We start from the raw sequence: 26,968 nt of genomic DNA, 5'->3' as shown, positions 1-26,968 counted from the left end.
GTCTGATCATCACCTCGCCATCATCGCATTTCCATGAAATATTTCATACATGCTCGCACACAGCCGCAACCGAACGATTTAAAAACACACAAAATATGTTTCCTATTTACACCTTCCTATTGTCATATTCTTTTTTATTATTGAAGTAATTATATATTTCCTCAAAAGAATTTTCTATTTCCTGTGGAATTTCAACATGTGGAATAAACCCTTTCCCCTTGGGGCCATACCCGTTTTCATCATCTCGCAAACGGGGAATTTCCCCTATTACCAGCGATATAAACCGCTCAAGCGAAGCTGGATGATCTTCTGCCGGGCCTGAAAAAACGACTTTCCCGTTTTCAGGCATCAGTTGCGGCACAACCACCGGCCAGCTGAAAATACGACAGACGGGTGTCATTCCCTGCCATGTCTGCTGAAACGTTGCCGCCGCCCGGCGCTGCATGGCGGGGTCCTGAACCAGAACGGCCGTTTTGGGGGCCATATGCCGTTCTTCCAGCAGTTTTCGGGTAAACTGCCCATTCTCCCCTCCATTGGTCGCCCTGGTTTCCAGCAGGATCTGTGAAGTGGGCAGCCCCCAGAAGGTTGTAGCGATGGAATGCAGGATCTCCGCCTCTGACAAGCCAGCGGTGTCCAACGTATGATACCGTGCATTCCTGGCGACAGCCTGCCGCAGGAAATCGGTCGCATGGCCGACACCACCCGAAATCAACAAGGGCACATTCTTGCGTTTTGCCAGACGGAATGCCCCTTCCGCACCCGGCAGGAAATCATTTCCGGCCAGAATGACCAGATCCGGCGTCATGTCATTCTGTACAGATGAAAAATCATCCACCGCCAGAAACCGAATAACTTCATTAATACATTCTATGATATTTCTTGGAAAAACGTCTTCGCTCACAATAATTTCCTCCATTGAAAATATGACAATATATAGTTCGTATTCCTGCCGTCATATGACGGCCGGTCAACGGCCCAGCATGTGCTTCATATGGCCCTGTAAATTCTTAATGCGCATCAATACCGTAGGGCGCCAGATCCGCGTGTCATCAAAACGTGCAACAACTGTTTCCACTTCACACGGTATCTGTGTCAGGGGATCAATATAGCGCGGATAAAGAATGAGGGCGCCAGCCACCAGCTCCGCCAATGACAGGACCCGCTGGCGCCGACCGGCAGGAATCCGTCCCATATCCGTGGTGAGACCCCACCCCGCATAGAAAGGACAGCCATAGGTCACAACCTTGCGCTGCCTCAGCAGTGCTTCAAATCCCGCAAGCGAGGTCAGGGTGTGGACTTCGTGCACCTGCCATATGAGGTCCACGATACTCCCCTCAATACTGATATGGTCGGCATAAGCCATGACAACGTCATTGCCCAGCCTGCCATTCCGATGTCCGGCAACGACATCGGGATGTGGACGGTAGATGATAAACGCATCGGGATTATGCTGGCGCACGGTCTGCAGCAGGGCCAGATTGCCCTGCACGGCACCGCCCCCCCTGATGACGGACAGATCATCGCTGACCTGTCCGGGCACCAGCAGGACGCGCCGCCCCCTGGCGTCCCATTCCTGCATCTGTCCCCGATCGGAACGCCCGTATTTCGATATTCCCTTCTGCACCAGATGCGCAATCAGGGAACGTGCCCGTTCCCGCAGATGCGCATCAAACGGCGCCGTCGCCAGAATATGCTCAAGGTCACTGGGTTCGGACGGATCATAATAAATGCCGCGCCGGTCCACAAAAATGGAGGCCGGAACCTGCAATCCGCTTCCCAAGCCAACCGAGCGGACAAACCCGTCCTCGACACGCCATACAGGCACATTTTCCGCCTGCGCCTGCTGTATCAGTCCGGTCGGTATGCGCGTAGCCCATGTTACGACCGCCCTGCCCTGACTGGCGCACCGTTTTACTGCGGAACATGCCTGCCGAAAAAAGGGCGGATGCGTGGGGGGAACCGTAAAAAATGCGGCAATACGCCTGCGTTTCCACAGGGACATGCCGACACAGGCCCCGATGTCGCGATTGGCGTCGATGACGCGCCGCCACAGGGCCTGGAATTCCAGCACTTTCAGGATGGTCGTCACGTCCCCCGTATAGGGGTCATGATAACGCCAGTCCTGTATCAGTCGTCGCGCAACCGACATGCCATCAACGGGGTGACCATGGTCAGGGCTGGCATACCGCATGGCCTTCTGACCTCGCAGTGCTGCAAGATCTCCGATATCCCCCTGCCCGAGTTCATGAACTTCCCGGGCATGATCCAGCAGGGCATGCGGGTCTACAGGTTCATGAAGGTGGACAACACCATATTGACGCGCGATCCGCGCGGCCGGACCATATGCACCCGGGGCAACCAGCAGCAGGTCCTGTGGTGAATGGACAGTTGCAAGACGCGCCAGCAAACGTGCCAGACTACGCATCCGGTTACCGTCAACGCCGTATCCCCCACACACCAGAACGGGTCTGACATGGGCGGGTGCCGGAGCCCAGAACCGCCCACCCGTCCTGTCCCGGACAATCCGTCTGCGGATGTCCTCCCGGGCTTCCACCGTAGCGGTTTCCCCAGTGGCAGGCGTGGCGAGCACGGGCAGGGCGCGCTGGAAAGGGGGCATCCGTAACAGACAGGAACGCGATGCCAATGTCATGATTGGTGCCTCTGGCCTGTCATTGTCTGCCTGAAAGACTTTTATGCAAGTCATTCATAGGTTCGCGATTTCCAATCACGTTCCCGGTGTTTATTCCAGTGAAGATACCTTGTACAAGAGCTTGTTATCGATAACAACCTCTGATGCAGCGGATGCCATGCCGGGTGCACAACGGAATTTTCATGTCAGCATTTCAGGTTCTGGTGTCTTTTGTTGTTATCGTTTTCCTGACGCCCGCTATTGAATATGCTGTCGTGATGCCCCGGGCAGGACGTCAGGCATTACCCTTCCGCTGGATGCTGGATATACTATGCAGCCTGATCGCGTATGGCGGGTGGCTGGCCGCGACAGGCAGCGTTCCGATCGCTCTTCTCATGACATGTGTGCTGATGACCGTTACGGCTGTCGCCTCAAACATCAAATTCCGTGTGCTGGGCGAACCGCTGTTGTTCAGTGATGTCGTGGTTGCCCGCAGTTTTCTGCAGCATCCCAAATTCTATCTTTTTTCCATTCCGCTGGCCGGTCGTATCGCCCTGCTTGTCCTTGTCATCGCAGCACCATTTCTGCTGTGGACCTGTTCTTCCACCGCAGTCCTGCCCCACCTGATCGGAATGGGCATGCTGCTGTCGGGTGGTCTGTCCATCTGGCTGTGCCCGGCGCAAAAACTGGCGCCCACCCCTGATCTCACGCATGATGTCGGCACATTGGGGCTGCCGGGCAGTATCATCATGTACTGGCGGCAATGGCGGGGAAGCATCGACCTCCCTTCTCCCGCCGCACTTCAGGGCAAACCCGCTTATGATATGATCGTGATCGTGCAGTGTGAATCTTTTGCCGATCCCACACGGCTGGACCTGCCACCTGACTTACCCCTGCCAGCCATGCCCGGCCTGAAGCGGGCATATGACATTGCATTCCAGTGGGGGCCTTTATGCGTCAGCGGCTTTGGTGCCTATACCATGCGATCGGAATACGGCGTCATTTTTGGACAGGAAGAAACCGATCTGGGCTTCCGGCGCTATGACCCCTTTCTGACCGCAGGACGTGAACGCGACCATGCCATTGGCAACCAGCTGGGAACAATAGGGTACGAAAGTACATTCATCCATCCGCATGACCTGCGTTTCTATAATCGCGCCACGCTCATGCCGACCATGGGCTTTTCCCGTCTGGTTAATCCCGGACCACATGCATCAACACCAGACATGCCCTATTTTGGCGATGTGGCCCTGGGGCAGACAATAACGGGCATGATGCAGTCAGTCACCACGCCCTCGTTATTCTATGCCGTTACCATGGAAAACCATGGCCCATGGCCAGGCGGGGCGGATGGGCAGTCCGCCTTACACCATTACCTGAGACATGTGCAGAACAGCGACCGGATGCTGCTGGACCTGATTGAGGACATGTCAGCCAGAAACGCCAGGGCCTTACTGGTCTTCTTTGGCGATCACCGTCCGTCAATCCCGGGCGTCGTCGTGCCTTCGGGCATACGTGATGTGCCTTATGTCGCCATTTCGTTCCCTCTGGACGACAGGACGACACGTCAGGCCCCTGTGCCCCTGACGCCAGCGCAGCTCAATCACCTGATTACCGGGATATCCGTTCAGCCCTGAATACGACGACGGTCCGACATCAGGAACGATCACACTGGGTATGACAGACCTTGTCCAGAAACACCGCCGTGATCGCGTAATTGGCATCGGTCTGGCGATAGTGATGATTGATATGATGGATCTTGATCTTGCGCAGCAGGGGCAGGCGCATGGGAAACTGATGACACGAGTAATGCACCGTGTCGTATGCCACATATCCACACAGGAAACCGGCGGCAACCGCCCCCCCGACACCATCCCCCATGGACCAGACGCACCCGCCCCAGATCAACAGCGCCAGCGGCAGGGAAACACTCAACGGCATCAGATTGCGCAGCGGGTGGTTGGGCTGTTCATGATGGTTGCCATGCATCAGGAACACCATTGACTGGGCAAATGCCGATTTTCCCTGAAAATGGAACAGGAAACGGTGCATCAGATATTCAAACGGGAACCATGCCACAAATCCGGCCAGCCAGTACAGGCCCATCATCTTCATGGAACCGGACATCCGCCACGCAAAAGTCATAGCAGCCAGAATGATTATGGCCCACACCGCAGCGAACACACCGAAGGACAGCAGCGTCAGGGATTCCATCACAGGATTTTTGAACAGGCGAAGGGGAGTCTCTTCCTTCATCCTACGCTTCTGCTGCATCATGGTGACCCTCGAACATTCCCGTCTGGCATGAACCCGTATCCCTGCCCCAACAAGCAATTATAGACAACTTATTTTAGGGATGCAGCCCCGCTATCCTACGGCATATAATGCCTGTTTTGTTAGCCTGCAGCGATCTCTTCGGGATATGTGATCTTTCTTTCCATACTTTCATATATGGTTACATCCGGTTTGTGTCCATTTCACGAACCTATTGCAACACAACGAATTAGGAAAAATTTCCCACACCCATTCTTTAAATTTGCATGAAAACAGTCCCATGCCAAAGTAACAGTCCTCTTCCAAGGAAGTTGCATTCCATGAACGGCAGTCTACGTCCCGCCAAGAGACATAAATTATATATTATATTTCAATATGTTAGTTTAATTTTTGATGTCATCCTGCAACACTGTGGACACTTAAGGCAGTCATGCCCACGAACCAGGCATTGGGAACTTAATACATCTTATTAAAATATTATAAATTATATGAAAATATTCTTATTTGATGCATATAATATCCTTCGAGACATAGATGTATGAAGAATACGTCTATTTTATAATTTCTTCTGCCAAATAATGGAAACTGACGCGTCAGGTGTGGACTGTCACCTGCATGCCACAATCAGCCTTGGTATCCGTTTTCTGTATCCTCTCTCCAGAAAAAACGATGATCCGCGCCCCTCACATCATATTTCAAGGTCGCATGGCGGCGGGTTACAAACGGCCGGGAAAGAGGTCACGCAAATGCGTATGAAAGGCATGCAAACGCCCGATCTGTGCGACTTCCGTAAAAACTTCCGCCCGCTTCATCCCGCCCTGCCGCAGGGCCTCCCACTGCGGCGTATCAGGCTGCATACGATCCAGGTGACCGATGACATCGGCAATATCCTGTACGTCATAGGGATCTACCAGTAGCGCCGCACCACCTGCAATTTCCTCGGTCGCGCCGCCACGGGATGTCATGACGGGCACACCCAGGGCCATGGCCTCGACAATGGGCAGGCCAAATCCCTCTGCCAGAGAGGGAAAAACAAGGGCATGGGCATTCGCCAGACTGCGCAGCAGGGACTCCCGACTGCACCACGGCACACGGATAACCTGCTGACGTGGTGTACGGGGACTGAAATCAGGCATGTCATCGCCATCCGGGCCCAACAGCACTAATGGCCGCTCCGTGCCGCTCCGTGCATGCGCCTCCACCAGTCGTTCAATGTTCTTGCGCTTTTCCACCCGACCAATACAGATGAAACAGCCCGCAGGCGCCACGACCGGGGCAGTCGCCAACTGCTGGCGTTCAGTGGCCGTGACCCCCGCAAGCTGATAAAGATTGACGACCCTGCTGGCAGGAATATCAAATATTTCAATGATCTGCTGCCTGACCGTTTCCGACACCGTCACCACGACATCCGCCTGCGCAACCAGTTGGGTCAGCAGACGCTGCAAACGCCGGGGGTTGATTCCCGTCAGATGTGGATGGGTTATGGGAATCAGGTCATGAACCGTTACGATATTGATCGTATTTTTCACCAGAACTGGTAACGGATAAGTCCAGAACATAATATCCGGCGGTTGCGTGCCATGTAACCATAACAGGCGCTTCCATATCTGAAAATGAATATGGGCAATGCGGTAAATGTCTGAAATATAAGGGTACGACCTGCCAGTAATGTCCCCCTGCTGGCGTCTGATCAACCGGACGGGCAGGCAGGCTTTCAGAAACCTGACAATCCGCTGCCAGCTGCTGTTGGGCGGCGTACTGCCATCGGCAGGATCATGGTCCCAAAGATACTGGACATGAAACCCCATACGGGTCAGGCAGGTCTGCACCCCCTGCACATAGGTGGCCACTCCCGTCCCGCCTGATCTGCCTATATTCCTGCTATCCAGCCATACCGTCAGGTCTGAAAGAGGCTGGCGGTCATCATTTCCAGCATGTGCACGTACTGTCATGAAAGATGTGGCTACCTATTGCAGGATAATGAAAGATCCATGCCGCATACAGCTATGCACCCTCATGGATCAGGACGCACGTAGTCCATTCGACCGGAAAAATGCCGCTGTCCCGTCAGCGACAGCGATACCTGCCGCAACCTGACGAGGCCAGTTGAACAGGTTCATATCCGCAGCCTCCCCGGCTGTCCTGCCTTGCGGCTTCTGCGCCATCAGGGCGTCAATCGCCTTACGCCATGCAGGACCATCGGTCGGGTCAAGATATGTCGCATTCTCTCCCGCAACTTCATGAAATACCGGAATATTACTGCAGACAACGGGAGTGCCCAGAACCATGGCTTCAACAAGGGGAAGCCCGAACCCTTCGGAAAAGGATGGAAACAGCAGCCCTTGAGACCCCTGTAGCAGGCTGACCACTTCAGGATCCGACAGGTCATTATATTCCAGCACGTTTCCCTGCAGGGCCGGGCAGCGTTCCAGCATGTCGAGAATATTTTCATTTTCCCAGCCACGCCGTCCCACCAGAACCAGACGCGGCGTCTCCGCGCCCTTTTCTTCCACCATGGCACGCCACAAATTCAATAATAACAGGTGGTTTTTCCGTGGCTCGATGGTTCCCAGATACACAAAATAGGGCCTGCCATCATCTGGCAGGCGCGATGCAGGTGCATCGGACAGGCTGGAAAGCTGCAGATGCAGGCCATGGGGCACGACATGCACATGATTTTCGGCCGGGCGGTGCTGCATATAGGGCGCCAGCGAGTGGGCGACCGCCCTGGCCGGAACGATCACGCTGGCAGCCAGACGGGCGACCGTCTCCATGCGCCGCGCATGGCGCTGCGGTTCACCCGGACGGGCATATTCGGGAAATTCCAACGGAATGAGGTCATGCACCATCGGCACGAACAGGCTGCCATGATGGGACAGGAATCTCTCAATCGGTCCAGGGCGCGTCAGATGATGATGGGATACAAGAAGATAGATGCTGTCGCCCCGATGCCGGGGCATCGCCCAACATGACAGGAGGACGGACTGGGTCAGGCGCCGCGCCATATGGGGAAGACGATCCCGCAATGGCCTGTCACCATCCCATACCTGCCCCATCGCGTCCACAAAGTGACATACGGCCCGGGTTGACAGCGTCCCTATGCAGCCGGCTGGATGAAACGCAACAAATGTCAGGCGATGCGCCTCATTCTTCAGCAGGTAAGAAACATATTCATATTCAACACGGTCGATGCCGGTCGGGATCGGATTTCGCGCCCGGGAAAGCAACCGGGATATATCCATAAAAATATGTGGCGCGTCCGTTATCATCATCAGTTACTGCCGGGAAGAAGAACTTGTCTGGAGGTGCGATATGGTGAACACCTTGCCGTCCTCGGAAGGCGTCGTACGGTTGATCCGCCTGAGCGTACCCTGCACCAGCAGCTTCAGCCCTTCAGGGGAAAAGAAGCCCCCTTCAATCAGGCAACGGTCGATCAGGACACGCCGGAAATCCTCGAATGTCACGGGATCTGGCGGCGTGGGCGCGCCCCAGAAATGATCAAGCGTTCCCTGATCGGTAATATCCGGCAGATCGTAAATTGCCTGTCCCAGCGTAATGACAGGAACATTGCAGATCAGGGCAAGAGTACCTGTGGTACTGTTGATGGTCACCACGCCCTTTGCCGCGCGGACCATCTGGGCAATATCGCCGCTTTCCAGATAACGTACGCGATCGGCAACGCCCAGCTGACCCGCAATCTTCCGCGTCAGGGCGCTCCAGTCCTTGACGCCGTTATCAAGGGGATGTTCCTTGATCAGCAGGTAAAGGTCCCTGGGAGCATATTGTGCAAAGGATTCCAGCACAAACCGGATCGCGCCGGCTATGCCATCAAAATCGGAATGCAACCGGATCTGTGCATCCGCATCAAGCTGGAGCGGAAACAGCATGTAAGGCAGGTTGTGGCTGGCCACTTCCGCCATGATTTTTTCCGTACGCTCGCGCGCTGCGTCGCGGCGCCACAGACGCTTGAGCCAGCCGACCCCTTCCGTCCATGGATGCCATGGACGGTAGTCATGCCAGTTCTTGAAATACCAGCGCGTCAGCAGATCAGCCGCATTATAGGCAACGGCTTCCAGCGCCCGCCGACGGAAAGAAGACGGAACCTGGACATGGGGCGGCAGAGGCGGAAGGTGGGCGGCCTGTTCACGATACCACGCCGGGTCCCGGGGCAGGGATGAATGGCCATTCACCCCATCAAGTTCCAGCGTAACCCAGTCCGGACGGATGTAGCCTTCCTCAAACACATAAACACGCAGGCCACGTTCGATGCATACGGACGCGGCCTTGCGATGCAGGGGACGGCAGTCCCCAAACAGCATGACATCGGTAATGCCGTGCTTCGTAATGACGTCAATCAGGAACCCGGGCCATTCATCCATGCTGCCCGTGAAGTTGATTCCATGCGGCAGACGCCAGAACAATTGATCTCCGCCATTGAAATTTATCTTGTAAACTTCGTATCCTGCCTTGCGGAACGCCTTTCCGATCTCATGGAAAAAAGGCCCCATCAACCCCTGAAGCAGCAGGAAGCGGCGGGAAGATGACACTGCGTTGTTCTGTAAGATATTCAGCATTACATATCAGTCTGTTCGAGCTTGACATGCATACCAATTCCTTGGGAAGCAGCCGAAAGCACCGGTGTAGATCGCCTACCTTCATGTGAGCTTACAAAGCGATAGATATATACGGGAACATAGGGGCAAGCATATGGCAATGATATGCTTTATGAACACATCAGGGCTTCATTCTGCCGTGACGTGATCTTCCCTGCTGTTTTGCAATGTCATGAGCGGACTGCGCCCCAACCGGTGGCAGTTATGCCCGAACATATACATACGCGGAATACCGGTTTTCCATTCTGCCGACCTGCCTGGCTGCTTTCTTCCATCATTCCGGGTCATTTTAAAATATCAGGGATAAGAAAACAAACCCCATCTTTCCCATGAAATCCCCCGCCATTCCGGCGCATCACCTTACTGTCACAAGATAACGATCCGTATTCATCAAATATTCCATACAGACAATCGCAATGATCATTCATATCCCTACAACGAATGATAGAGATCGATCCCCTCCTGCACGGATGCGCATTCAACCATTTTCCGATTATGTATAACGACGCTTCTGTCGCATATTTCTTTTACGAAATGCATATCATGTGACACAATTATCAGTGCGCGATCAGCACGCTTCACAAACAGTTCCTCCCGGCAACGTTCATAAAAACGGGCATCGCCCACCATGATCACTTCATCGATCAGGTAACAGTCGAATTCGATCACCACAGACAGGGCAAAGGCAAGACGCGCGCGCATGCCGGATGAATACGTTTTCACCGGGTCCATAAGCTGCTTGCCCAGTTCAGCAAAGTCGTCGACGTATTTACGCGTTTTGGTGTAATCAAGGTTATAGATCCTGCAGATAAACCGCAGATTATCCAGCCCGCTCAGACTGCCCTGGAAGGCGCCACCAAAGGCAAGCGGCCATGAGATCGACATCGTATGTTCGATACGGCCAGACGTCGGAAGCTCAACACCGCCAATAATCTTGATCAGTGTCGATTTGCCAGCACCATTCCGGCCCAGGATGCCAAGCTTTTCGCCCTTTTCAACCTGCAGGTTAATACCGTCAAGGATACGACGATGCCCGTTATCAACATGATAATCTTTAACAATATCAATGCAGCGTAACATTATGGACTCTTTGTTCTGTCGTACATGGCACCCCCCGGATCACTCAGGATCATATGATCCATGACGCCCGTCGGAAACACGCCTTCAATTATCGGATATTACGTTCCTGCGCCCCTGCAACCAGCAGCCTGCCCATTATGTACAGACCCAATGTAGAGAAGAATGTAATAACAAGAACAAGAATGTTACGGGGATATTCCGGCCAGTCCGCCGCGTTGGGCTGCGCAACTTCATCAACATAGACCATCTGCTGGTTGGCCTGCTGCTTGGCTGCCTCCAGGGACGCCACGTTGCTGACCAGGATCCGCTGCTGGATCTCACGCTGCACCATAAGATCCTCGTACCCGGTAATCTTCGGGACAAGGGAGTCATTTGACCCGGTAATCTCCCCACCGGACTTTTTAATCTGTTCAGTCAGGATATCTGCCTGACGCTGATACGCCGCGATCAGCGGGCTGTTGGGGGCCGATTTCCGTAATTGACCCAGCTGCATGTTGGTCGTCGTCAGCATATTCTGCAGTGTGGTCACAAAGCTGATCATCGGCACGGACTGCCGCATCGGATCAATCAGGGCGATCACATTCCGGTATTCAGCCAGCTTCTGGTTAATATCACGCAGCTTGGCTTCAGAAGCCTGAACTTCCATCAAAGTCGCATGAATCAGATTTTCCCGCTGCCTGCGGTTGATATCATTGACCAGGTTTTCACCGGCATCCAGCAGGGCACGGGCAATTTTCTGGGAATCATCAGCCCTGAACGTACGGACCGTCAGGATGGAAATATTTGTTTCCGAATCCTGCTCTACCAGCACATGCCTTTTATAATATTTGTAAAAATGTTCAAAATCCTGTGGGAGTCCAAACATCGGATAACGCGCGACAAAATCCGCTTCCGGCCGCCGATAGACATCAAGCAGGTTGTTCTGCTTGACCAGCAGTTCCGCCGCGTCACGTGACTGCATGTAATCCTGCACCACGTATGTATTTTCGGAAGTGGCGCCACTCCCCCCGCTCGACTGCAGGATGTTACTCAGCGAAATGCCGGACTGGCCGGACCGTCCGCGCACGACAAAATGCGCTTCCGATATATATTGGGGCGTTGCGATCAGGGTCAGGTAAAGAAACACCAGACCGGTCGGCAGAACAACAAAAATCATGAAAGGCAGATGGTTCTGTATTTTATTACGGAACCAGTTCCCCACCCGCGTCAGGAAAGAGGGATCATTTCCCTGATACTGATTTCTGTCTTCCTGGTACACATCAATATTCATGACATGCAATTCCGTCCTGAAGTACCAACCATGACACGCACCGAACCATATTCACCAATGTAACCCACGACAGACCTGAAAGCAGGCCCGGACACGCATCCGCAGCATTCATGTCGCATAAATTTTTTCATTATTTTGCCATCCATGCCGCAGTGATCCCCGGTGCGATAAGTGTACTGATCAACCCGAAAAACTTGTAGAACTTGTTGCTGGTGGCATTTGCGACATAAATAATGTCCTGATCACGCATCATGAAGCGTTCCGCCAGAAAATAATTACTCGGGTTCATCATATCCAACTGATAAATTACAGGTCCGGTTGTCGCCCCATTATCAACCGACAGGCCCAGGCGTTTCAGGACATCAGCGTTCTCGAAGCGGAACAGGTAAACGGCATTCGGATCGGCACGGGAATCAAGCGGGCCACCACTGCGCGAAATGGCCTCGGCCAGGGTCAGCGTCGGGGTTGTAAACTGCGTCTGGGTGACCCGTTCGGTTGCCCCGAATACGGAGAAGGTGCGCGGTTCATATACGACCTGCACCCGATCGCCGGGTTGCATCACGATGTTCTGCGCCGGATCATTTTCTATGGTCTTGAGCGGCAGTTCAGCAATCTTGTCCTTACGTGTCAGGCGGACGATATAATCCTCATCCGACTGGACCGTCCGGTCTTCCCCCCCTGCCAGCGCAATGACATCAAGGATATGTTCACGATTTGGTGTCAGGGGAATGCGACTGGGCCGCCGCACCCCGCCGTATACGATGACCGAATTGGTAATATCGGACAGGATGCGCACCAGAACCTGCGGTGACTGCGATTTCTGCTTCAGTCGCGCCGTAATGGCATCCGCCAGCTGATTGGTGGTCATGCCGGTCACATGCATCTGACCACCAAAAGGAATTTCAACATTCCCGCTTCCATCCACGCTCAATGGCGGCAGATTGGACGCCATGGACATGTTGCCCCCTGCGGACATGCCCCCGTTATTGGGGCTGAACAGGGCGCTGCCCACTTCGTATATCGAAACCTGCAGGACATCACCTGGCCCGATCGTATCATTCCTGGGCACGCTTACAGGCGCATTATCCGCGTCAAGGCTGCTGAACAGCGGCGGTTCCTGACTTTCCAGCAGGCCGATCAGTTCCGGGCTGACCTTGACAATATTGTAGCCTACGCTGTTCCTCTTGGGGTCACGCTGCGCGTGGTTGATCTTGTATTCCGTAGGACCACTGTCAGGAAGGGTGTTGCACCCGGCAAGCAGCAGAACCATTCCGCCAGCCACAGCAAAATGCCGACCCTTCCGAACATGCCGTAAGACTGAACCCAAATTTTTCGGGAGACAGGAAATGGTCAATGTAGCACCGCAGCTAAAAGTGATGATCGAGAATATAATTCAGGCCAGGCAGGCGCGCCTGCATACATTCATGGACAGGAAAGAAGAGCAACGCAGGGGCCTTTTATCAGATCACACTTTGACTGACCATACGGTAAGAACCTGATTGTCCCACAAAGCTGGAAACCCCGAAAAAGCACGCATTAAACGTCTGTTTTCTGTCTGCCTGCATGCCCCGCCAGCCATCAATACATCACCCTGGAAACCTGCATGCAAACGACAGGAAAACGTTTCGACACGGTTACGCCAGCCCTCCCCTTCCATGGGCGCGTCAGCACCCGCTGTCAGGTCATCATGCTAACGCGGAAAAACGGCATGAATGTGCAATGCGGGGTCAAAGCGCACCAGCACGGGAAACGTTCCGCATGAAGCGGATCGGCAGGCTGAAATCCTGCAATGGTTCCTGATTTTCTGATTCCGGCAGTTCAGACCGGGAGCAGTTTCCTGACAAACCGCCAGAAAACAAAAACGACCCCGAAGGGTCGTTTGCAAACCGACTATTTTAATCTGGAGCGGGCGATGGGATTCGAACCCACGACCCCAACCTTGGCAAGGTTGTGCTCTACCCCTGAGCTACGCCCGCGCTCCGTGTCGGTGAAGCGGTGTTTACGGCAAACCCGATGGGCGTGCAAGAGGTTAAAATGCTTTTGTCGAAGTTTTTTTTCATCCCCGCAGAATGCGGTTGCGGGGATGGCCGGGAATGCCAATCTATCACCATAACATGTGAACCGACCGGCATGGGCATAAGGGCAGGCAATGCCCCCGTCCCTATGCTGGCCGCCAGACCAACAGGAACGTGACCAGATGGACTACATTATCGGCCAGACACCCCGCCCCGCCGGTTCCGCCCCTGCGGGCAACCCGCCGACAGCAGGCGGCAGGCCCGACCCGGTGATGGAAGGCACGCAGAACACCTTCATGCGTGACGTGGTGGAAGCCAGCCGCGACATGCCGGTTCTGGTCGATTTCTGGGCAACGTGGTGCAAGCCCTGCACGCAGTTGACCCCGGTTCTGGAAAAGGTGGTGCGTGCTGCCGGTGGACGGGTGCGGCTGGTAAAGGTGGATGTGGACGCCAACCGCGCGCTGGCGCAGCAACTGACCCAGATCGGCCTGCCGCTGCAGTCCATTCCGCTGGTCGCCGCCTTCTGGCAGGGGCAGATCCTCGACCTGTTCCAGGGCGCCAAGTCCGAAAGCGAAGTCCGCCGGTTCGTGGAAAACGTGCTGAAATCCGCAGGAGGCGCCCTGCCCGCCGCCGACCTGGTGGAAGCCGCCCGCAAGGAAATGGAGGAAGGCCGCGCCGAAGCCGCAGCCAGCCTGTTTTCGCAGGTGCTGGAAATCGAGCCCGAAAACCCCGCCGCATGGGGTGGACTTGCCCGCGCCCTGATTGAAATGGGGGATGAGGAAGGCGCCGAAACCGCCCTGAATGACGCCCCTGAATCCATTGCCAACCATGCCGAGATCACAGGGGCGAAGGCCGCGCTGGAACTCAAGCGCGAGGGCCGCAAGGCCGCTGAGGAAGCCGAGGGAATCCGCGCCCGCATCGCCGCCAACCCGAAAGACTACGCCGCCCGCTTCGAACTGGCTGCAGCCCTGAACGCCGCGGGCAAGCGCGCGGAGGCGGCCGATGAACTGCTGACCATCATGAAAGAAGACCGTCAGTGGAATGACGACGGCGCGCGCAAGCAGCTGATCCGCCTGTTCGAAGCCTGGGGCCAGACCGATCCCGACACGGTCGCGGCGCGTCGGCGCATGTCCTCGTTGCTGTTTTCGTGACGCGTCATGACCCTCGGGGGACCATCATCATCCATGATGACATCCCCCGCCGCATCCCGCAGATCGGGGAAATGACACTGGCGGACTTCCCGGCGGAGCTGGGCCTGTTCCCGCTGGACGAGGCCCTGCTTCTGCCGCAGGGGCGGCTGCCGCTGAACGTGTTCGAACCGCGCTATATCGCGCTGGTGGAAGACGCGCTGGCGGGCAACCGCCTGATCGGCATGATCCAGCCCCGCCCGCTGGATGGCATGGACGGCAGCCCGCTGGATGATGCGACAGATGCCGACATGGATGATGGCTACAGCACAACCCCGCCCCTTTATAATATAGGGTGCATCGGCCGCATCACCGCCATGACCGAGCGCACGGACGGCACCTATGCCATCACGCTGACGGGTATCGCCCGCTTCCGCCTGCTGCGCGAGACGGAGATGCGCCGTGGCTACCGCGTTGCACGGATCGACGCGTCATCCTTTGTATCCGACCTGACGGATGGCGGGGATGACATTCCCTTCGACCGTGAAGGCCTGCTCAACGCCCTGCATGATTTCTGCGAGGCCCAGGGCGTCAGCACGCAATGGGACGCGCTGCGCCAGATGGATGACGCCGCCCTGCTGGTCACCCTGCCCATGATCTGCCCGTTTGGCACCGCACCGCGCCAGATGATGCTGGAAGCGCCAACGCCCGCCGCCCGCGCCCAGATCCTGCGCAATCTGCTGGACGGGGCTGGACATGAACCCGATGAGGGTGCATCCCCATCGTGACCAATGTCGCCTGAATAACTGCAACCTGCATGGGATCTGCCGCCATGACTGAAAAGCCGCCCGCCCCACCGCTGGACCCCCGGCTGCTGTCCATCCTTGTCTGCCCGGTGACCAAGGGGCCGCTGGTCTATGACCGCGAGGCCGGTGAACTGATCAGCAGGCGCGCAGGGCTGGCTTTTCCGGTGCGTGACGGCATTCCCATCATGCTGCCCGACGAAGCCCGCAAGCTGGACGCTTGAAATACTGATAAAAACAGGATTTTTTGGTGAAGCTTTTTTCAAAAGGCTTCGAAGAATGCAGCCTTCTTGAAAAAAGGCTGCCCCAAAAACTTCTTTATTCCGGCAATGGCACGGCCATGCCGTCAATCAGCCGCACATCACCCAGCCATGCCGCCGCCAGCAGGCGCGCGGGCGTGCCCCTGCTCACAACAGCAAGTGGTTGCAGGTCCAGTTCCGACCGCAATTCCACATAGTCCACCGGGTCAAAACCCGCATCCGCCAGCTGGACTACCGCCTGCGCCAATGCGGCAGGGACATCCGCGCCCGCCGCAATATCGGCGGCGCAAACCCGCAGGATACGCGGCAGGGCAACCGCAATCTGGCGCTGATGGGGCGCAAGACGCCGGTTGCGCGATGACAGGGCCAGGCCGTCCGCCTCACGCTGCGTCGGACAGGTCACGATCTCAACCGGCAGGTCAAGGTCGGTGACCATGCGACGGACCACCTGAACCTGCTGGAAATCCTTCTCGCCAAAGAAAGCGCAGTCCGCCAGCGTCTGCATCAGCAGCTTGCACACCACTGTCGCCACACCATCGAAATGGCCCGGGCGGGCCCCTCCACACAGCCCTTCCGATACGCCGGATACGCTGATGCGGGTGGCGAAACCGGGTGGGTACATCTGTGACACGGTGGGCGCGTACAGCATATCCACCCCGGCCGCCGCCAGCAGGCGTGCATCATCCTCCAGCGTGCGCGGATAGGTGGCCAGGTCATCGGCATTGTCAAACTGGATCGGGTTGACAAAAACCGTGGTAATCACCCGGTCCGCCTGCGCCCGCGCCGCATGGACCAGCGACAGGTGCCCGTCATGCAGCGCGCCCATGGTCGGCACCACGCCAACACGCGCGCCCGCCTGCTTCCACTGCCTGACACGCGCGCGCAATCCGGCTACGGTGCTGATCGTTTCCATCCTGCCTGCCCTTACCTCTGTCTGTCTCTGGCATTCCGCCAGCGGCCTGTTTCAGGCAGGGTGCATATCATCATTTCCATGACATGCGCGATGGGGCGTGAGGGCGCGCGTCAATTCATATATGGTCGTGGTGAAGGCATGGCTTTTCTGCTATGTCGGCCATTGCGTCGTGCAGGAGGTTTTTTTGGCCCGTTTTCTTCCCGTTCTTGGTATCTGTGCCATCGTGCTGTCGCTGGCCGCATGCGCCACCAACACGCCGGGATCGGTCAAGGACCGTTCGACATGGGCACGCTGGGGTTATGCCGAAGGGGTGAAGAACGTCACCTCCCACTGACGCCACCACACCACCGCTACACACGTTTCCATCCAGACCCGCCCTTCCCCAGCCACAGGATGCCGGCACGACCGGCTGTTTGACTGCATGACCCATATTTCCGAACCCGCATGGTTTCCCATCGCGCTGCGGCTGGACAATGTCCGGGTGCTGGTGATTGGCGGCGGCATGATCGCGGCCAACAAGGTCCGCCTGCTGCTGGCCCACCGCGCGAAGGTCGAGGTCATTGCCGCGCGCCTTGATCCGGAAATGCAGCGATGGGAGGAAGACGGCACGATCACCCATGTGGCCAGCACGGCCGATGCCGCCACCCTGCGCGCCGCCATGCCCGGTTGCCGCCTGGTCTATGCCGCGACCGATGACCGTACTGTCAACCGCGCTGTCGCGGCCCTGGCGCAGGAGATGAACATTCCCGTCTGCGCGGTCGATGACCCGCAGCCATCCACCTTCATTACCCCGGCCCAGATCCATCGCGGGCTGGTCCGCATCGCCATTTCCACCGGGGGGGCCGCCCCCGTTCTGGCGCGCCGCCTGCGCGAACAGGTGGAAAGCACCATACCCGATGGCACGGGGGAGCTTGCCGTATTCATGCAGCAGCAGCGCGAGCATGTGGGGGCTGCGTGTCCTGACATTTCGCGACGCAGGCAGGTGTGGGAAACCTTCCTTGACGGGGCGGGCGCGCAGGCAGCCCGGCGGGGCGAAAACGAACGTGCGCGCGCCATACTGGACGACATCATTGCCTCCACCAGCACGCGGGGCGAAGTGTGGCTGGTCGGCGCGGGGCCGGGTGATCCGGACCTGCTGACGCTGCGCGCGCTGCACCTCATGCAGAATGCCGACTGCGTGCTGTATGACCAGCTTCTCTCCCCTGCCCTGCTGGACCGGGTGCGACGCGATGCGGAACTGGTATTCGTGGGCAAACGCCGCAACAGACACACCATGCCGCAGGAAGAAATAAACGCCGAACTGGTCCGCCGCGCACGGGCGGGACAGCGCGTGCTGCGGCTGAAGGGGGGCGACCCGTTCGTCTTTGGACGCGGGGGCGAGGAAATCGAAGCCCTGCTGGACTCCGCCATTCCGTTTCAGGTCGTGCCGGGCATCACGGCGGCCAATGGCTGCGCCGCCTATGCCGGCATCCCCCTGACCCACCGTGACTGCGCGCAGGCCTGCATGTTTGTAACCGGCCATGCCCGCGCTGATGGCACGCTGCACCTGCCCTGGGACAGCATGGCGCGACCGGGACAGACGGTGGTGATCTATATGGGGGTATCCGCCCTGCCCGCCCTGTGTACACAGCTTATGGACCACGGCGTGCCCGCTGACTGGCCTGCCGCCATTGTCGAACGCGGCACGCGCGCGGACCAGCGCGTGCTGACCGGCACGCTGGGGGAGCTTGCGCGGCAGGCGGCCGAGGCCGACGTGGGCAGCCCCGCGCTGATCATTGTGGGCGAAGTGGTCCGGCACCGGGTGATATCTCCTATGTGAATACCAGCCATGCACCTTGTGCCTGTACATCCTTTGTTATGAATTCCCGGCTATTTCCATTGTATCAAGCGCCATGAGGCCACTGAACGGTCAGGGAGGCCATGCCAGACCTACAGGCAACAAGCGCGCGGCGTATTCACGGCATCATTCGCATCTTCCAGCCCTGGACTGACCGCCTGCCTGCGGGCTGGGTGGGGTTCAGCCTGCGTACATGGTGCTCGCTGGTACTCGGACTGACCACGGCCTTCTGGCTGCAACTGGACAATCCCCTGCTGGTGGGCGTTACGGTCATGATCCTGGCGCAGCCCCTGCGCGGGCAGGCGCTGTCCAAGGCATTTTACCGGCTGCTGGGCACCATGGTGGGCATGGGCGTGTCCATTGTGCTGGTGGCGGTATGGAACCAGCAGCGCGGCCCCTTTCTGGGGGGTGTCGCACTGTGGCTTGCGGCCTGCGCCTTCGTGGGGTCGCTGGAGCGCGATTTCCGGTCCTATGCCGCCCTGCTGTCGGGCTATACGGTCGCCCTTGTGGCCGTAAACTGCATTGATACGCCACAGAACGTTTTCAACATCGCGGTATCCCGCGCTTCGGCCATTACGCTCGGGGTCTTTGCGGTGGCGGTGGTCAATATCCTGTCCGGCTCGCCCGAGGCATGGCGGGGGCTGGCCAATGGACTGAAGCAGCTGATCCGTCCGCTTAGCGAGACCGCACGCGCCGCCCTGCAGCACATGTACGACCGTGGCGCACAGACTGACATCCGGCTGGGCGCGCGCATACTGGCGCTGACTACGCCACTTTCCTATGCCCGCACGGAACTGGAACGGGGCGGCGCACGCGCCAACGGGGCGCGCCTGGCCATGGTGTCCATGCTGACCATTCTGGACTGCGCGCGCGGGCTGGGCCGTCATACCGGTCATGGCAATATCGACCCGGTGGTGGAAGAATCCATTGCCCGCGTCGCGCGGCAGACCGACCTGCGCACCGATCAGGCCGGTTTCACCACGCATATACTGGATGCCGTGCGCACGACCCTGCCCGAACACGTGCCCAATGCGGACGAAGCCTTTGCCATTGAACGCGCCGCCCGCATGCTGACCGCGCGCACCCGCATGCATGCCGGACAGGAAGTACTGACCGAAGGCACCGGCAGCGCCAGCCACAGCAGGACCGTCAATATCGCGGTCCAGCCCAATTACCTGCTGGCCCTGATCGGGGCGCTGCGGGTTCTGGTCGGCTTTTCGTTCGCGGCCGGGGTCTGCGTGATCACCGGCCTGCCGGGGGCGACCGTCGCACTGGCCCAGACCGCGCTGACCCTGACCCTTGCCGCGACCAATGTGGATACGGCGCGTTTCGGCATGGGGGCGATCATCGGCCTGCCATGCAGCGTGCTGGCGGCCGCATTGCTGAACTTCTTCGTGCTGCTGCACGGGGCGGACATGCCCTTTCTGGCGCTGACGCTGCTGCCGCAGACCTTCCTGGCCTGTCTTCTGCTTATGCGCCCGTCAACGGCGGCCATCGGGTTCAATTATGGCGTATTCTTCTTCGCCATACTGGGTCTGGATAACCACCAGAGCTATAACCCCACGGAATTCCTCAACCGCAACATCTTTTACCTGCTGGCGGCCCTGCTGGCGTTCATCGTCCTTGTGCTGCTGTTTCCGCCATCACCCCGGCGGCAACGGTTCTGGATGGCATCCACCGTCGTCCGCGCGCTGGAACGCCAGATGACCGGACATGGCGAAACTGATGGCCCGACCCGCCTGACCCGTACATATGACCGTCTGGCCCAGATGCAGTTCTGGACCGACCGCCTGCCTGGCAATTCCAGCAGCGCACGACAGATGGAAAGTTTCATGACATTTGCCGAACTGGACGGCGCACTGGCGCGGGCACGGACCTATGCCCATCAGGCACAGGCGATCGCTCTGCTGCGCCCCGCAGCCGAACTGGCGCAACGCGAACTGTCGCTGCATGCACCATGGGACGTGGAACAGCGCATGCGCGACGCCATCGCGGCAATCCCCGCCCCGCAGGCCCAACTGCCACCCAAGACGCAGGTCGCGGCCATCAACCTGCTGGCCGGACTGGACGCCGTCCTGCGGGCATGGCAGACGGCAGCGCCCCGGTTGCGGCATTACGGCATCATCAAAGTGGAAAAGGCCGGCTGATGCGACAGGTTGTCGATCTGGAAGGCGTGCTGATCTCGGCCTTTGTCATGAACCTCGGGCTGGCGCTGTGCACGCTGCTGGTGCTGCGCATCATGCTGTCATGGCTCAACCTGTGGCGGTTTGTCTGGAACCCGCCGCTGGCGCAGTTCGGCCTGCTGATCTGCCTTGTTGGCCTGTATACCCTGATCCTGTGAAAGAATCCTGACGTGTTCGCATATGCAAACCGCCTTGTGCGTGTGGCGATTACCGCTGTCATCCTGCTGGTCGCGGCCATCGTGGCCATCGTGCTGTGGGATTACTACACGGCCTCCCCCTGGACACGGAACGGCCAGGTCCGTGCACAGGTTGCCAATATCGCACCGCGCATTTCCGGCCAGATCAATGAAGTGCGCGTGCATGACAACCAGTTCGTGCACAAGGGCGACGTGCTGTATGTCATCGACCCGTTCGATTTTCGGGTGAAGCTGGATATCGCCGATGCCGCCGTCAATGAACGCCGCGCGGATCTGGAGTTCAAGACATCGCAGTACGAACGCCGCCAGAAGATTTCGGGCGTTGCCGTATCGGGCGAGGAAAAGCAGCAGTTCGAGGCCGTGGCCCAGCAGGCCGAAGCCCAGTACGCAGCCGCCCTTGCGGACCTGAAGCAGGCACGCATCAACCTGGAACGCACCGAAGTCCGCAGTTCGATCAACGGGTACGTCACGAACCTGACCATGCGCGCGGGCGATTACGCCAATGCAGGACAGGTGAACATCCAGATCATCGATGCGGATTCATACTGGGTGGACGGGTATTTCGAGGAAACGAAAATCCATTCCATCAAGGTGGGTGAGCCGGTGCGGCTGGACCTTATGGGCTTCCATGAACCCCTGTTCGGCCATGTGGAAAGCATCACGCGCGGTATCGCCAGCAACAACGCCGCGACCTCCATACAGGGCCTGCCGGCAGTGGACCCGGTCTATACATGGGTCCGGCTGGCGCAGCGCATCCCGGTGCGTGTCAAAATCGACAGCATTCCGCCCGACCTTGTACTGGCCGCAGGCATGACGGCAACGGTGACCGTAGTATCGGAAGCTGGCAACCGCCGCCATATGTCAGTGCGTGATGCATTGCGACATGTAGGCGATGACATGCAGCACCTTGCGGGACATCGTTAAAAAACTGTTCAAAAAGAATAAAAGTTTTTTGGGTGTCGCCTTTTTTCAAAAAGGCGGCGTTCCCTGAAGCTTTTTGAGAAAAGCTTCACCAAACACTTCTTTCTGGTGCCGCCCTTACCTTATCCACAGATTCAGGGGACGAATATCCGGGCAACCCTGTGGATAGAACCGTTGGGAACCGGGGATAAGGTGGGTGTTTTCCACGACTCGTTAAGAGTCGTATGAATTTTTTCTGATATGTCGCCCTGTCGGCTACCCGCGCGGTCATGGCAGGCATCGCACTGCCCTCAGGCGCGCGGCGGCGGGGAATAGGGATCAACCCTGCCCATGTCGGGACCAGGCGTCGCCCCCATGCGGTGGGCACGGTACAGCAGGCCATGGCCCAGCTTTTCGATCAGGATGCCACGACGCTGCAGGCGATCATGGCTGATGGCATATCCGATTTCACGCACGACCTGACCCCAGACCACCTGTACCCAGCCACGCAGGGCAAGTTTCATCCGTGTCATATCGCATGCACTCCCGTTCACCGCCATGTCAGTTATTATTATCATGGCAGATAAGACCTATTTGCATAACTTTCAAGATACGTATGATGGCCTAAAAGGTTATTTTTATTTAATCCATGTCATGACATGAAATACAGGACCGTCCGTAGCGGACCCATCCGTGACAAGGATGGGCCCGAACCAGTTCCTGTCATGGGGGATATCGTGCGTTACCTGTTTCTGTTTCTTGCCCTTATGTCCGGATATTGCGGCACCGCGGCCGCCCAGACATCTCCATCACAGGTGATCAGCACATTATTTGCCGACAAGCTGACCATGATGGACCTTGGCCTGATCCGGGCCGAGCGCGCCATGCAACATGAAATCGACAGCCTGCCCGACAGCTATGACAGCGACATGATGCCAGTGGCCGATTTCGACCCCCGGCGCAACAGCATACTGGTCGGCATCTGGTATCAGGACCATGACAGTTTCACGCGTGGGCAATGTGACAAGCTGCTGGAAACGATCAAGAAATCTTTTGGCGCCCAGCCCACAACCATCATCGCTTCATGGTTCCGCCATCACGGCTATACCTCGCTGAAGGATGCGGGACAGTTCTATACCGGGCTGCGCAATATCATATGGCTGGTCGTGACCGACGGGGACCGGGCCTGTTCCTATTCCATGGCCAACGGACAGACCACGACCAACGGGTTCTGATAGCATAGGCCTGAAAATCATAAGCAGTTCATGATGAAGCTGTTTTCAAGAGCTTTGGAACGATGCCGTCTTTTTGAAAAAGGGCGGCACCCAGAAACTTTTATTCCTTTGAACCCGGTCCCTCAACGACTGACCCGTTCTTTTCCCGCCAGAACGTACGCTGCAGTTCAGCAGCTTCATCTTCCAGCAGGGGACCGATAACGGCCACCGGTCGCTGCCCCGCTGCGAACACCGTGCGACAGGGCAGGTCCAGGGTCGGGTTTTCGGGATGGTTGCCCGTTATCTCCTTCAGGCTGGCCTCGCTCTGTCCATAGACCACGCGGCCGATCCCACTCCAGTACACCGCACCCGCACACATCGCACACGGTTCGGCGGAAGTGTACATGGTGCATGACGCCAGCATGTCCGGCGCATAGGTTTTTGATGCCCGCGTGGCCAGCAGGCGTTCTGCATGGGCGGTCATGTCGCCGCCTTCCGCCGTGTATCCGTTCCCCTGTTCCATCACCACATTGCCCTGTGCATCCACCAGCACGCAGCCGAAGGGATGGTCGCCATCCTGACGCGCGCGCTCCGCTACGGCAAAGGACTGCCGCAGGAAATATTCATGATCCAGATCGGGCAGGCAGGTCGGTTCGGTCATTCCATATCCATGCAAAAAGGGGTTTCCCTTCGCTTCTGCCGGTTCCCGATTTCATTTTCAAATGGAAATATTCAGACCCTGCCCGACCGGATGGGATCAGTCCCTGCCCATGAGCTGGGGGCGCCCGATTTCCATGCGGACCGTTTCCATTTCATCGTCCAGATAGCCCAGAATATCCGCCCCGTCATACGCGCCATCAAAGCAATCGGCCGCCAGTTCCATCCGAATCATCTCCAGACGGTCAAGGCGATGCTGGAGCTGCGTGACATAGGATGCAACCCATGTGGGTTCCTCCGGTTCGAATCGGGCGTCGATGTCAGCCTGGGTACAGCCTGCGGGCAGACGGGGATCGTGCATGATGTGTCCTTGCATGTGTATGAAAAAAATACACAAACATCTGGCGGGCATGGTTATATTTTTCCGAGGCGCATTATTTTCTTGCTGCCTGTGTGTTTTTTTAACACAAATGCCGTATGGAATATGCACACAAACCCGCACAGAGCGCACAGACATCCCCCACACCCCGGCCCCCACGCCCGCCACGACTGGATTGGGCGGCCATTGCCCCGGCCATTGCGCAGTTACGCAGGCAGGGCTGCTCCAATCGTGAAACCGCGCGCAGGCTGGGCCTGAACATCAAGACACTGGAGGCCCATCTGCGCCGCCACCGCCTCCGCAACGCCCTGCCCATGGACCGGCCGGACCAGGTACGCCGTACCTGCCTGAACTGCGATACCGCCTTTGTCGCGGATGGCCGTTTCCTGCGCCTGTGCCCGGACTGCCGGGCCATGTTCAGCTAGGCGGCTCACATTTATGTGCAACCGGAACCCGGGTGGCGTTTTCATAGTTGAGGATTCATCATACCACGGCAGGAACCCGCACATGGATACGCATACGTCTTCGCCCACAACATCACCGGGCACAGCCACCGCATTGACCCGTATCCAGTTCCGCCTGTCCCTGCATCATGATCGCCCCACACTCCCGCCCCGCCGCCGCGTGCGCTCGCTGACCGCGCTTGGTCTGGCGCTGGTACTGGCGGGCACGGGGCTGAGCGCGTGCAAGCGCCACCACGAAACCACGGGCGAGAAAATAGATCATTTCGGCGACAAGATGCAGGATACCTTCGACCCGCCAAAGGGACCGGCGGAAAAGGCCGGACGCTCGATCGACCGCACCATCCATAACGACTGATGCCGGGTCCGGTCAGCGTATGAGGCCGTTCCCGACCACACCAAAAGACAGGTCCATGACCGGATAATCCTGCCAGTCCACATAGTCGAAATGCCACCATTCCTCGGCCAGCGGCACGAAGCCGCTTGCCGTCATGATATGGGCCAGCAGGTCACGCCGGGCACGTGCCCCAACATCACCGCCTGCATAGGTGACATGGGCACGCGGCGTCATTTCATCAAAACCCGACGGCATGGACACGACCTGCCGGGTGGCCAGATCCCACAGGGTCAGGTCCACGGCGCATCCGCGATTATGGCGGGAACCGGTAGCGGGATCACCAACGAATTCATACAAAGTGTCCGGCACCGCCTGCCGGAACAGGTAACTGACATGCCAGGGGCGATAGGCGTCATAAACCAGCAGCCCATAACCATGCCGCGCCGCAAGCCTGCGCGCATGGGACAGGGCAAGGGCCGCCGGATGCTGCAGGAAGGCGCGCGCAGCGGAATAGACAGGAAACCCCAGAAAATTCCGCGCCGTGGCATAACGGATATCCAGCGCGACGGCCGGATCGACCTGCGTGATGTCAACCAGATCGGACACCCTGCGGGATGGCGCGAAGGCTGGCATGCGCGCGGCCCGCGCCTGAGCCAGCAGCACCTCGGGCGCATGCCGCAGCGGCACGCGGAACGTATCCCCGTCCGGCTGCGCATCAGTCACCGGGGCTGCCTGCCGTTGCGTTTCATGCGGCATGCGCGGCACTTCCCATCACATCACGCGGTCAGCGCACCGTCATTCAGGCGGGCGGGGTATAGGACTGTACATCTTCCAGCGTATGGCTGAGCAGGATCTTGCCGCCATCGGTGGACTGCACCCATGATACGGGAATGGTGAAGGTACTTTCCGCCGGGCCATCAACCGTGATCTGGATGGTCGCATTGGTGTTGACGGCTGTCAGCGTGCCCATACGGCCCGAACCTGTCGCGAACACATCCTGGCCCAGCATGGACTGCGTTACATCTGTCATGAATTTCCCTTCCCTGCGCGGCATGAAACACCGCGCTACCCTGTCGGCCTGAACCCCGCCATCATTACAGGATCATCCGGTCACGGGGCCGCCCTGGCAACACAGGCCGGCAGACAGGCTGCGATTGATGTCGCCACAGACATGGCGCCCGGATACATGCCCCGCATAACACACGCCGGGGGCACAAGTTGCCCTGCCCTCAGTTCACGCCAAACTGCTTGCGCTGGGACATGACCTTGTTCAGACGTTCGTTATAGCTATGGTAGGTGCCACGGGGCACGCAACCCATTTCCTCCAGATCCTCAAGCTTGATGCTGTCATTCAGCCATGAATTGACTTCATTGAACTCGACTTTCTGCGGCACTTCACGGCCGCTGAAGATCACCGGGTCATCCTGTCCCTGCACATAGCCGAACTTCATGAACACCCCGCCGGCGGGCGGATTGTGCGGGGCCATTTCACCGCACACCACCGATGTCGCATCCATGGGATGCACCGCCACGTTGCGGAATGTCACCCCGTGCGGATCAGGCAGCGTGGCCGCGACATGACGCTCGGCCTCGGCGATGACGGACGTCGCCTCCCCGTGGCGGGCGGTGCCCGCCGCATGGGCCATCCCGGAAAACAGGCATATCGATGCGCCCAGTATGATGAACCTTTTCATGCTTTCGCCTGCCCTGATCGTTCGTTCTGTATCAATCTTCCTGATGCGCTGCCCGGTCCCATCGGTCAAGCGGGCGGCCCGCGACTTCACCATACCTAATTATCTAACGTGCGATAACATTATAA

Annotated in this window: 29 protein-coding genes and 1 tRNA gene; 13 read left to right on the top strand and 17 right to left on the bottom strand. The window is 57.9% G+C overall.

All coding sequences use genetic code 11. The annotated features are described in order from the left end of the window. Nucleotides 1-106: 106 nt before the first annotated feature. Nucleotides 107-901 carry a YdcF family protein gene (locus tag B7449_RS11815; protein ID WP_039732518.1) on the bottom strand — a complete coding sequence of 265 codons (795 nt, stop codon included), beginning with the start codon at nucleotides 899-901 and terminating at the stop codon, nucleotides 107-109. Between the two features lie 66 nt (nucleotides 902-967). Further along, complete coding sequence (locus tag B7449_RS11810) at nucleotides 968-2,650, bottom strand: capsular polysaccharide export protein, LipB/KpsS family (protein WP_039732494.1); 1,683 nt, start codon at nucleotides 2,648-2,650, stop codon at nucleotides 968-970. Nucleotides 2,651-2,832: 182 nt separating this feature from the next. On the opposite strand from B7449_RS11810, the gene B7449_RS11805 reads away from it, so the two are divergent. After that, nucleotides 2,833-4,266: an LTA synthase family protein gene (locus tag B7449_RS11805; RefSeq protein WP_039732517.1), complete on the top strand. Its 1,434-nt coding sequence runs from the start codon at nucleotides 2,833-2,835 to the stop codon at nucleotides 4,264-4,266. A 19-nt stretch (nucleotides 4,267-4,285) separates the two neighbouring features. Here B7449_RS11805 and B7449_RS11800 read toward each other — a convergent pair whose 3' ends face one another. From B7449_RS11800 to B7449_RS11785, 4 genes are all read right to left on the bottom strand, one after another. Then, complete coding sequence (locus tag B7449_RS11800; protein WP_235721036.1) at nucleotides 4,286-4,744, bottom strand: sterol desaturase family protein; 459 nt, start codon at nucleotides 4,742-4,744, stop codon at nucleotides 4,286-4,288. 875 nt (nucleotides 4,745-5,619) lie between these two features. Further along, a complete protein-coding gene (locus tag B7449_RS11795) occupies nucleotides 5,620-6,855 on the bottom strand; it encodes a glycosyltransferase family 4 protein (RefSeq protein ID WP_071406632.1) in 1,236 nt (411 codons plus the stop codon). A 69-nt stretch (nucleotides 6,856-6,924) separates the two neighbouring features. After that, a complete protein-coding gene (locus B7449_RS11790; RefSeq protein WP_242407727.1) occupies nucleotides 6,925-7,908 on the bottom strand; it encodes a glycosyltransferase family 4 protein in 984 nt (327 codons plus the stop codon). A gap of 270 nt (nucleotides 7,909-8,178) precedes the next feature. After that, on the bottom strand, nucleotides 8,179-9,282 hold the full coding sequence (locus tag B7449_RS11785) for a capsule biosynthesis protein (protein ID WP_244465758.1): 1,104 nt from the start codon (nucleotides 9,280-9,282) through the stop codon (nucleotides 8,179-8,181). Between the two features lie 21 nt (nucleotides 9,283-9,303). Here B7449_RS11785 and B7449_RS22855 point away from each other — a divergent pair, with 21 nt between their 5' ends. Further along, on the top strand, nucleotides 9,304-9,447 hold the full coding sequence (locus B7449_RS22855; RefSeq protein WP_244465757.1) for a hypothetical protein: 144 nt from the start codon (nucleotides 9,304-9,306) through the stop codon (nucleotides 9,445-9,447). 501 nt (nucleotides 9,448-9,948) lie between these two features. Here B7449_RS22855 and B7449_RS11780 read toward each other — a convergent pair. The 4 genes from B7449_RS11780 to B7449_RS11765 all read right to left on the bottom strand — a co-directional run bounded on the left by B7449_RS11780 (nucleotide 9,949) and on the right by B7449_RS11765 (nucleotide 13,842). Further along, nucleotides 9,949-10,596: an ABC transporter ATP-binding protein gene (locus tag B7449_RS11780; RefSeq protein ID WP_039732491.1), complete on the bottom strand. Its 648-nt coding sequence runs from the start codon at nucleotides 10,594-10,596 to the stop codon at nucleotides 9,949-9,951. An 88-nt stretch (nucleotides 10,597-10,684) separates the two neighbouring features. Then, nucleotides 10,685-11,752 (bottom strand): capsule biosynthesis protein, encoded by a 1,068-nt coding sequence (locus B7449_RS11775; RefSeq protein WP_235721034.1) that lies wholly within the window; start codon nucleotides 11,750-11,752, stop codon nucleotides 10,685-10,687. Between the two features lie 244 nt (nucleotides 11,753-11,996). After that, on the bottom strand, nucleotides 11,997-13,136 hold the full coding sequence (locus B7449_RS11770; RefSeq protein ID WP_039732489.1) for a polysaccharide biosynthesis/export family protein: 1,140 nt from the start codon (nucleotides 13,134-13,136) through the stop codon (nucleotides 11,997-11,999). Between the two features lie 631 nt (nucleotides 13,137-13,767). Beyond that, nucleotides 13,768-13,842: transfer RNA gene (locus B7449_RS11765), tRNA-Gly, on the bottom strand. Nucleotides 13,843-14,063: 221 nt separating this feature from the next. Between B7449_RS11765 and B7449_RS11760 the strand changes: the two genes are divergently transcribed. Genes B7449_RS11760 through B7449_RS11750 form a run of 3 tightly spaced genes read left to right on the top strand, consistent with a single transcriptional unit; the run spans nucleotide 14,064 to nucleotide 16,035 of the window. After that, nucleotides 14,064-15,032 carry a tetratricopeptide repeat protein gene (locus B7449_RS11760; protein ID WP_039732486.1) on the top strand — a complete coding sequence of 323 codons (969 nt, stop codon included), beginning with the start codon at nucleotides 14,064-14,066 and terminating at the stop codon, nucleotides 15,030-15,032. Beyond that, a complete protein-coding gene (locus B7449_RS11755) occupies nucleotides 15,029-15,796 on the top strand; it encodes an LON peptidase substrate-binding domain-containing protein (RefSeq protein WP_039732485.1) in 768 nt (255 codons plus the stop codon). Before B7449_RS11760 ends, B7449_RS11755 begins: the two co-directional genes overlap by 4 nt. Nucleotides 15,797-15,840: 44 nt before the next feature. Continuing rightward, nucleotides 15,841-16,035, top strand: coding sequence for a Trm112 family protein (locus B7449_RS11750; RefSeq protein ID WP_039732514.1), 195 nt, complete (start codon nucleotides 15,841-15,843; stop codon nucleotides 16,033-16,035). 94 nt (nucleotides 16,036-16,129) lie between these two features. On the opposite strand, the gene panC is transcribed toward B7449_RS11750, so the two are convergent. Then, nucleotides 16,130-16,984, bottom strand: coding sequence for a pantoate--beta-alanine ligase (gene panC, locus B7449_RS11745; RefSeq protein WP_039732484.1), 855 nt, complete (start codon nucleotides 16,982-16,984; stop codon nucleotides 16,130-16,132). Nucleotides 16,985-17,168: 184 nt separating this feature from the next. Here panC and B7449_RS21320 point away from each other — a divergent pair, with 184 nt between their 5' ends. From B7449_RS21320 to B7449_RS11720, 5 genes are all read left to right on the top strand, one after another. Then, nucleotides 17,169-17,318 (top strand): hypothetical protein, encoded by a 150-nt coding sequence (locus B7449_RS21320; RefSeq protein WP_167335754.1) that lies wholly within the window; start codon nucleotides 17,169-17,171, stop codon nucleotides 17,316-17,318. Nucleotides 17,319-17,405: 87 nt separating this feature from the next. Then, complete coding sequence (gene cysG / locus B7449_RS11735; RefSeq protein WP_039732482.1) at nucleotides 17,406-18,803, top strand: siroheme synthase CysG; 1,398 nt, start codon at nucleotides 17,406-17,408, stop codon at nucleotides 18,801-18,803. 101 nt (nucleotides 18,804-18,904) lie between these two features. Then, nucleotides 18,905-20,968 carry an FUSC family protein gene (locus B7449_RS11730; RefSeq protein WP_039732481.1) on the top strand — a complete coding sequence of 688 codons (2,064 nt, stop codon included), beginning with the start codon at nucleotides 18,905-18,907 and terminating at the stop codon, nucleotides 20,966-20,968. Further along, nucleotides 20,968-21,162, top strand: coding sequence for a DUF1656 domain-containing protein (locus tag B7449_RS11725; protein WP_039732480.1), 195 nt, complete (start codon nucleotides 20,968-20,970; stop codon nucleotides 21,160-21,162). The genes B7449_RS11730 and B7449_RS11725 overlap by 1 nt, the downstream gene beginning before the upstream one ends. A gap of 12 nt (nucleotides 21,163-21,174) precedes the next feature. Next, on the top strand, nucleotides 21,175-22,125 hold the full coding sequence (locus tag B7449_RS11720; RefSeq protein ID WP_039732479.1) for an efflux RND transporter periplasmic adaptor subunit: 951 nt from the start codon (nucleotides 21,175-21,177) through the stop codon (nucleotides 22,123-22,125). 287 nt (nucleotides 22,126-22,412) lie between these two features. On the opposite strand, the gene B7449_RS11715 is transcribed toward B7449_RS11720, so the two are convergent. Beyond that, the gene (locus B7449_RS11715) at nucleotides 22,413-22,634 is read right to left on the bottom strand and encodes a hypothetical protein (RefSeq protein ID WP_039732513.1); all 222 of its coding nucleotides are present in this window, start codon (nucleotides 22,632-22,634) and stop codon (nucleotides 22,413-22,415) included. A gap of 204 nt (nucleotides 22,635-22,838) precedes the next feature. Here B7449_RS11715 and B7449_RS11710 point away from each other — a divergent pair, with 204 nt between their 5' ends. Then, on the top strand, nucleotides 22,839-23,336 hold the full coding sequence (locus B7449_RS11710) for a hypothetical protein (RefSeq protein ID WP_235721033.1): 498 nt from the start codon (nucleotides 22,839-22,841) through the stop codon (nucleotides 23,334-23,336). Nucleotides 23,337-23,436: 100 nt separating this feature from the next. Here B7449_RS11710 and B7449_RS11705 read toward each other — a convergent pair whose 3' ends face one another. Together B7449_RS11705 and B7449_RS11700 are read right to left on the bottom strand one after the other, a co-directional pair. After that, a complete protein-coding gene (locus B7449_RS11705; protein WP_048883635.1) occupies nucleotides 23,437-23,976 on the bottom strand; it encodes a nucleoside deaminase in 540 nt (179 codons plus the stop codon). A 96-nt stretch (nucleotides 23,977-24,072) separates the two neighbouring features. After that, entirely contained in the window at nucleotides 24,073-24,333 is a 261-nt protein-coding gene (locus B7449_RS11700) for a hypothetical protein (RefSeq protein WP_039732478.1), read from the bottom strand. Between the two features lie 116 nt (nucleotides 24,334-24,449). On the opposite strand from B7449_RS11700, the gene B7449_RS11695 reads away from it, so the two are divergent. After that, complete coding sequence (locus B7449_RS11695; RefSeq protein WP_039732477.1) at nucleotides 24,450-24,776, top strand: helix-turn-helix domain-containing protein; 327 nt, start codon at nucleotides 24,450-24,452, stop codon at nucleotides 24,774-24,776. Between the two features lie 82 nt (nucleotides 24,777-24,858). Beyond that, the gene (locus B7449_RS11690; protein WP_039732476.1) at nucleotides 24,859-25,170 is read left to right on the top strand and encodes a hypothetical protein; all 312 of its coding nucleotides are present in this window, start codon (nucleotides 24,859-24,861) and stop codon (nucleotides 25,168-25,170) included. Nucleotides 25,171-25,182: 12 nt separating this feature from the next. Here the strand turns inward: B7449_RS11690 and B7449_RS11685 are convergent, their stop codons facing one another. The 3 genes from B7449_RS11685 to B7449_RS11675 all read right to left on the bottom strand — a co-directional run bounded on the left by B7449_RS11685 (nucleotide 25,183) and on the right by B7449_RS11675 (nucleotide 26,843). Further along, complete coding sequence (locus B7449_RS11685; RefSeq protein WP_039732510.1) at nucleotides 25,183-25,905, bottom strand: M15 family metallopeptidase; 723 nt, start codon at nucleotides 25,903-25,905, stop codon at nucleotides 25,183-25,185. A 43-nt stretch (nucleotides 25,906-25,948) separates the two neighbouring features. Next, nucleotides 25,949-26,179 (bottom strand): DUF2171 domain-containing protein, encoded by a 231-nt coding sequence (locus B7449_RS11680; protein ID WP_010508653.1) that lies wholly within the window; start codon nucleotides 26,177-26,179, stop codon nucleotides 25,949-25,951. A 199-nt stretch (nucleotides 26,180-26,378) separates the two neighbouring features. Further along, nucleotides 26,379-26,843 carry a hypothetical protein gene (locus tag B7449_RS11675; protein WP_235721032.1) on the bottom strand — a complete coding sequence of 155 codons (465 nt, stop codon included), beginning with the start codon at nucleotides 26,841-26,843 and terminating at the stop codon, nucleotides 26,379-26,381. Between the last annotated feature and the right edge of the window lie 125 nt (nucleotides 26,844-26,968).

The sequence above is a fragment of the Komagataeibacter intermedius TF2 genome, from assembly GCF_000964425.1.
Lineage (GTDB): Bacteria > Pseudomonadota > Alphaproteobacteria > Acetobacterales > Acetobacteraceae > Komagataeibacter > Komagataeibacter intermedius.
Note: the sequence above shows the minus strand (reverse complement) of the source record. Positions and strands in the feature narration are given on the sequence as shown.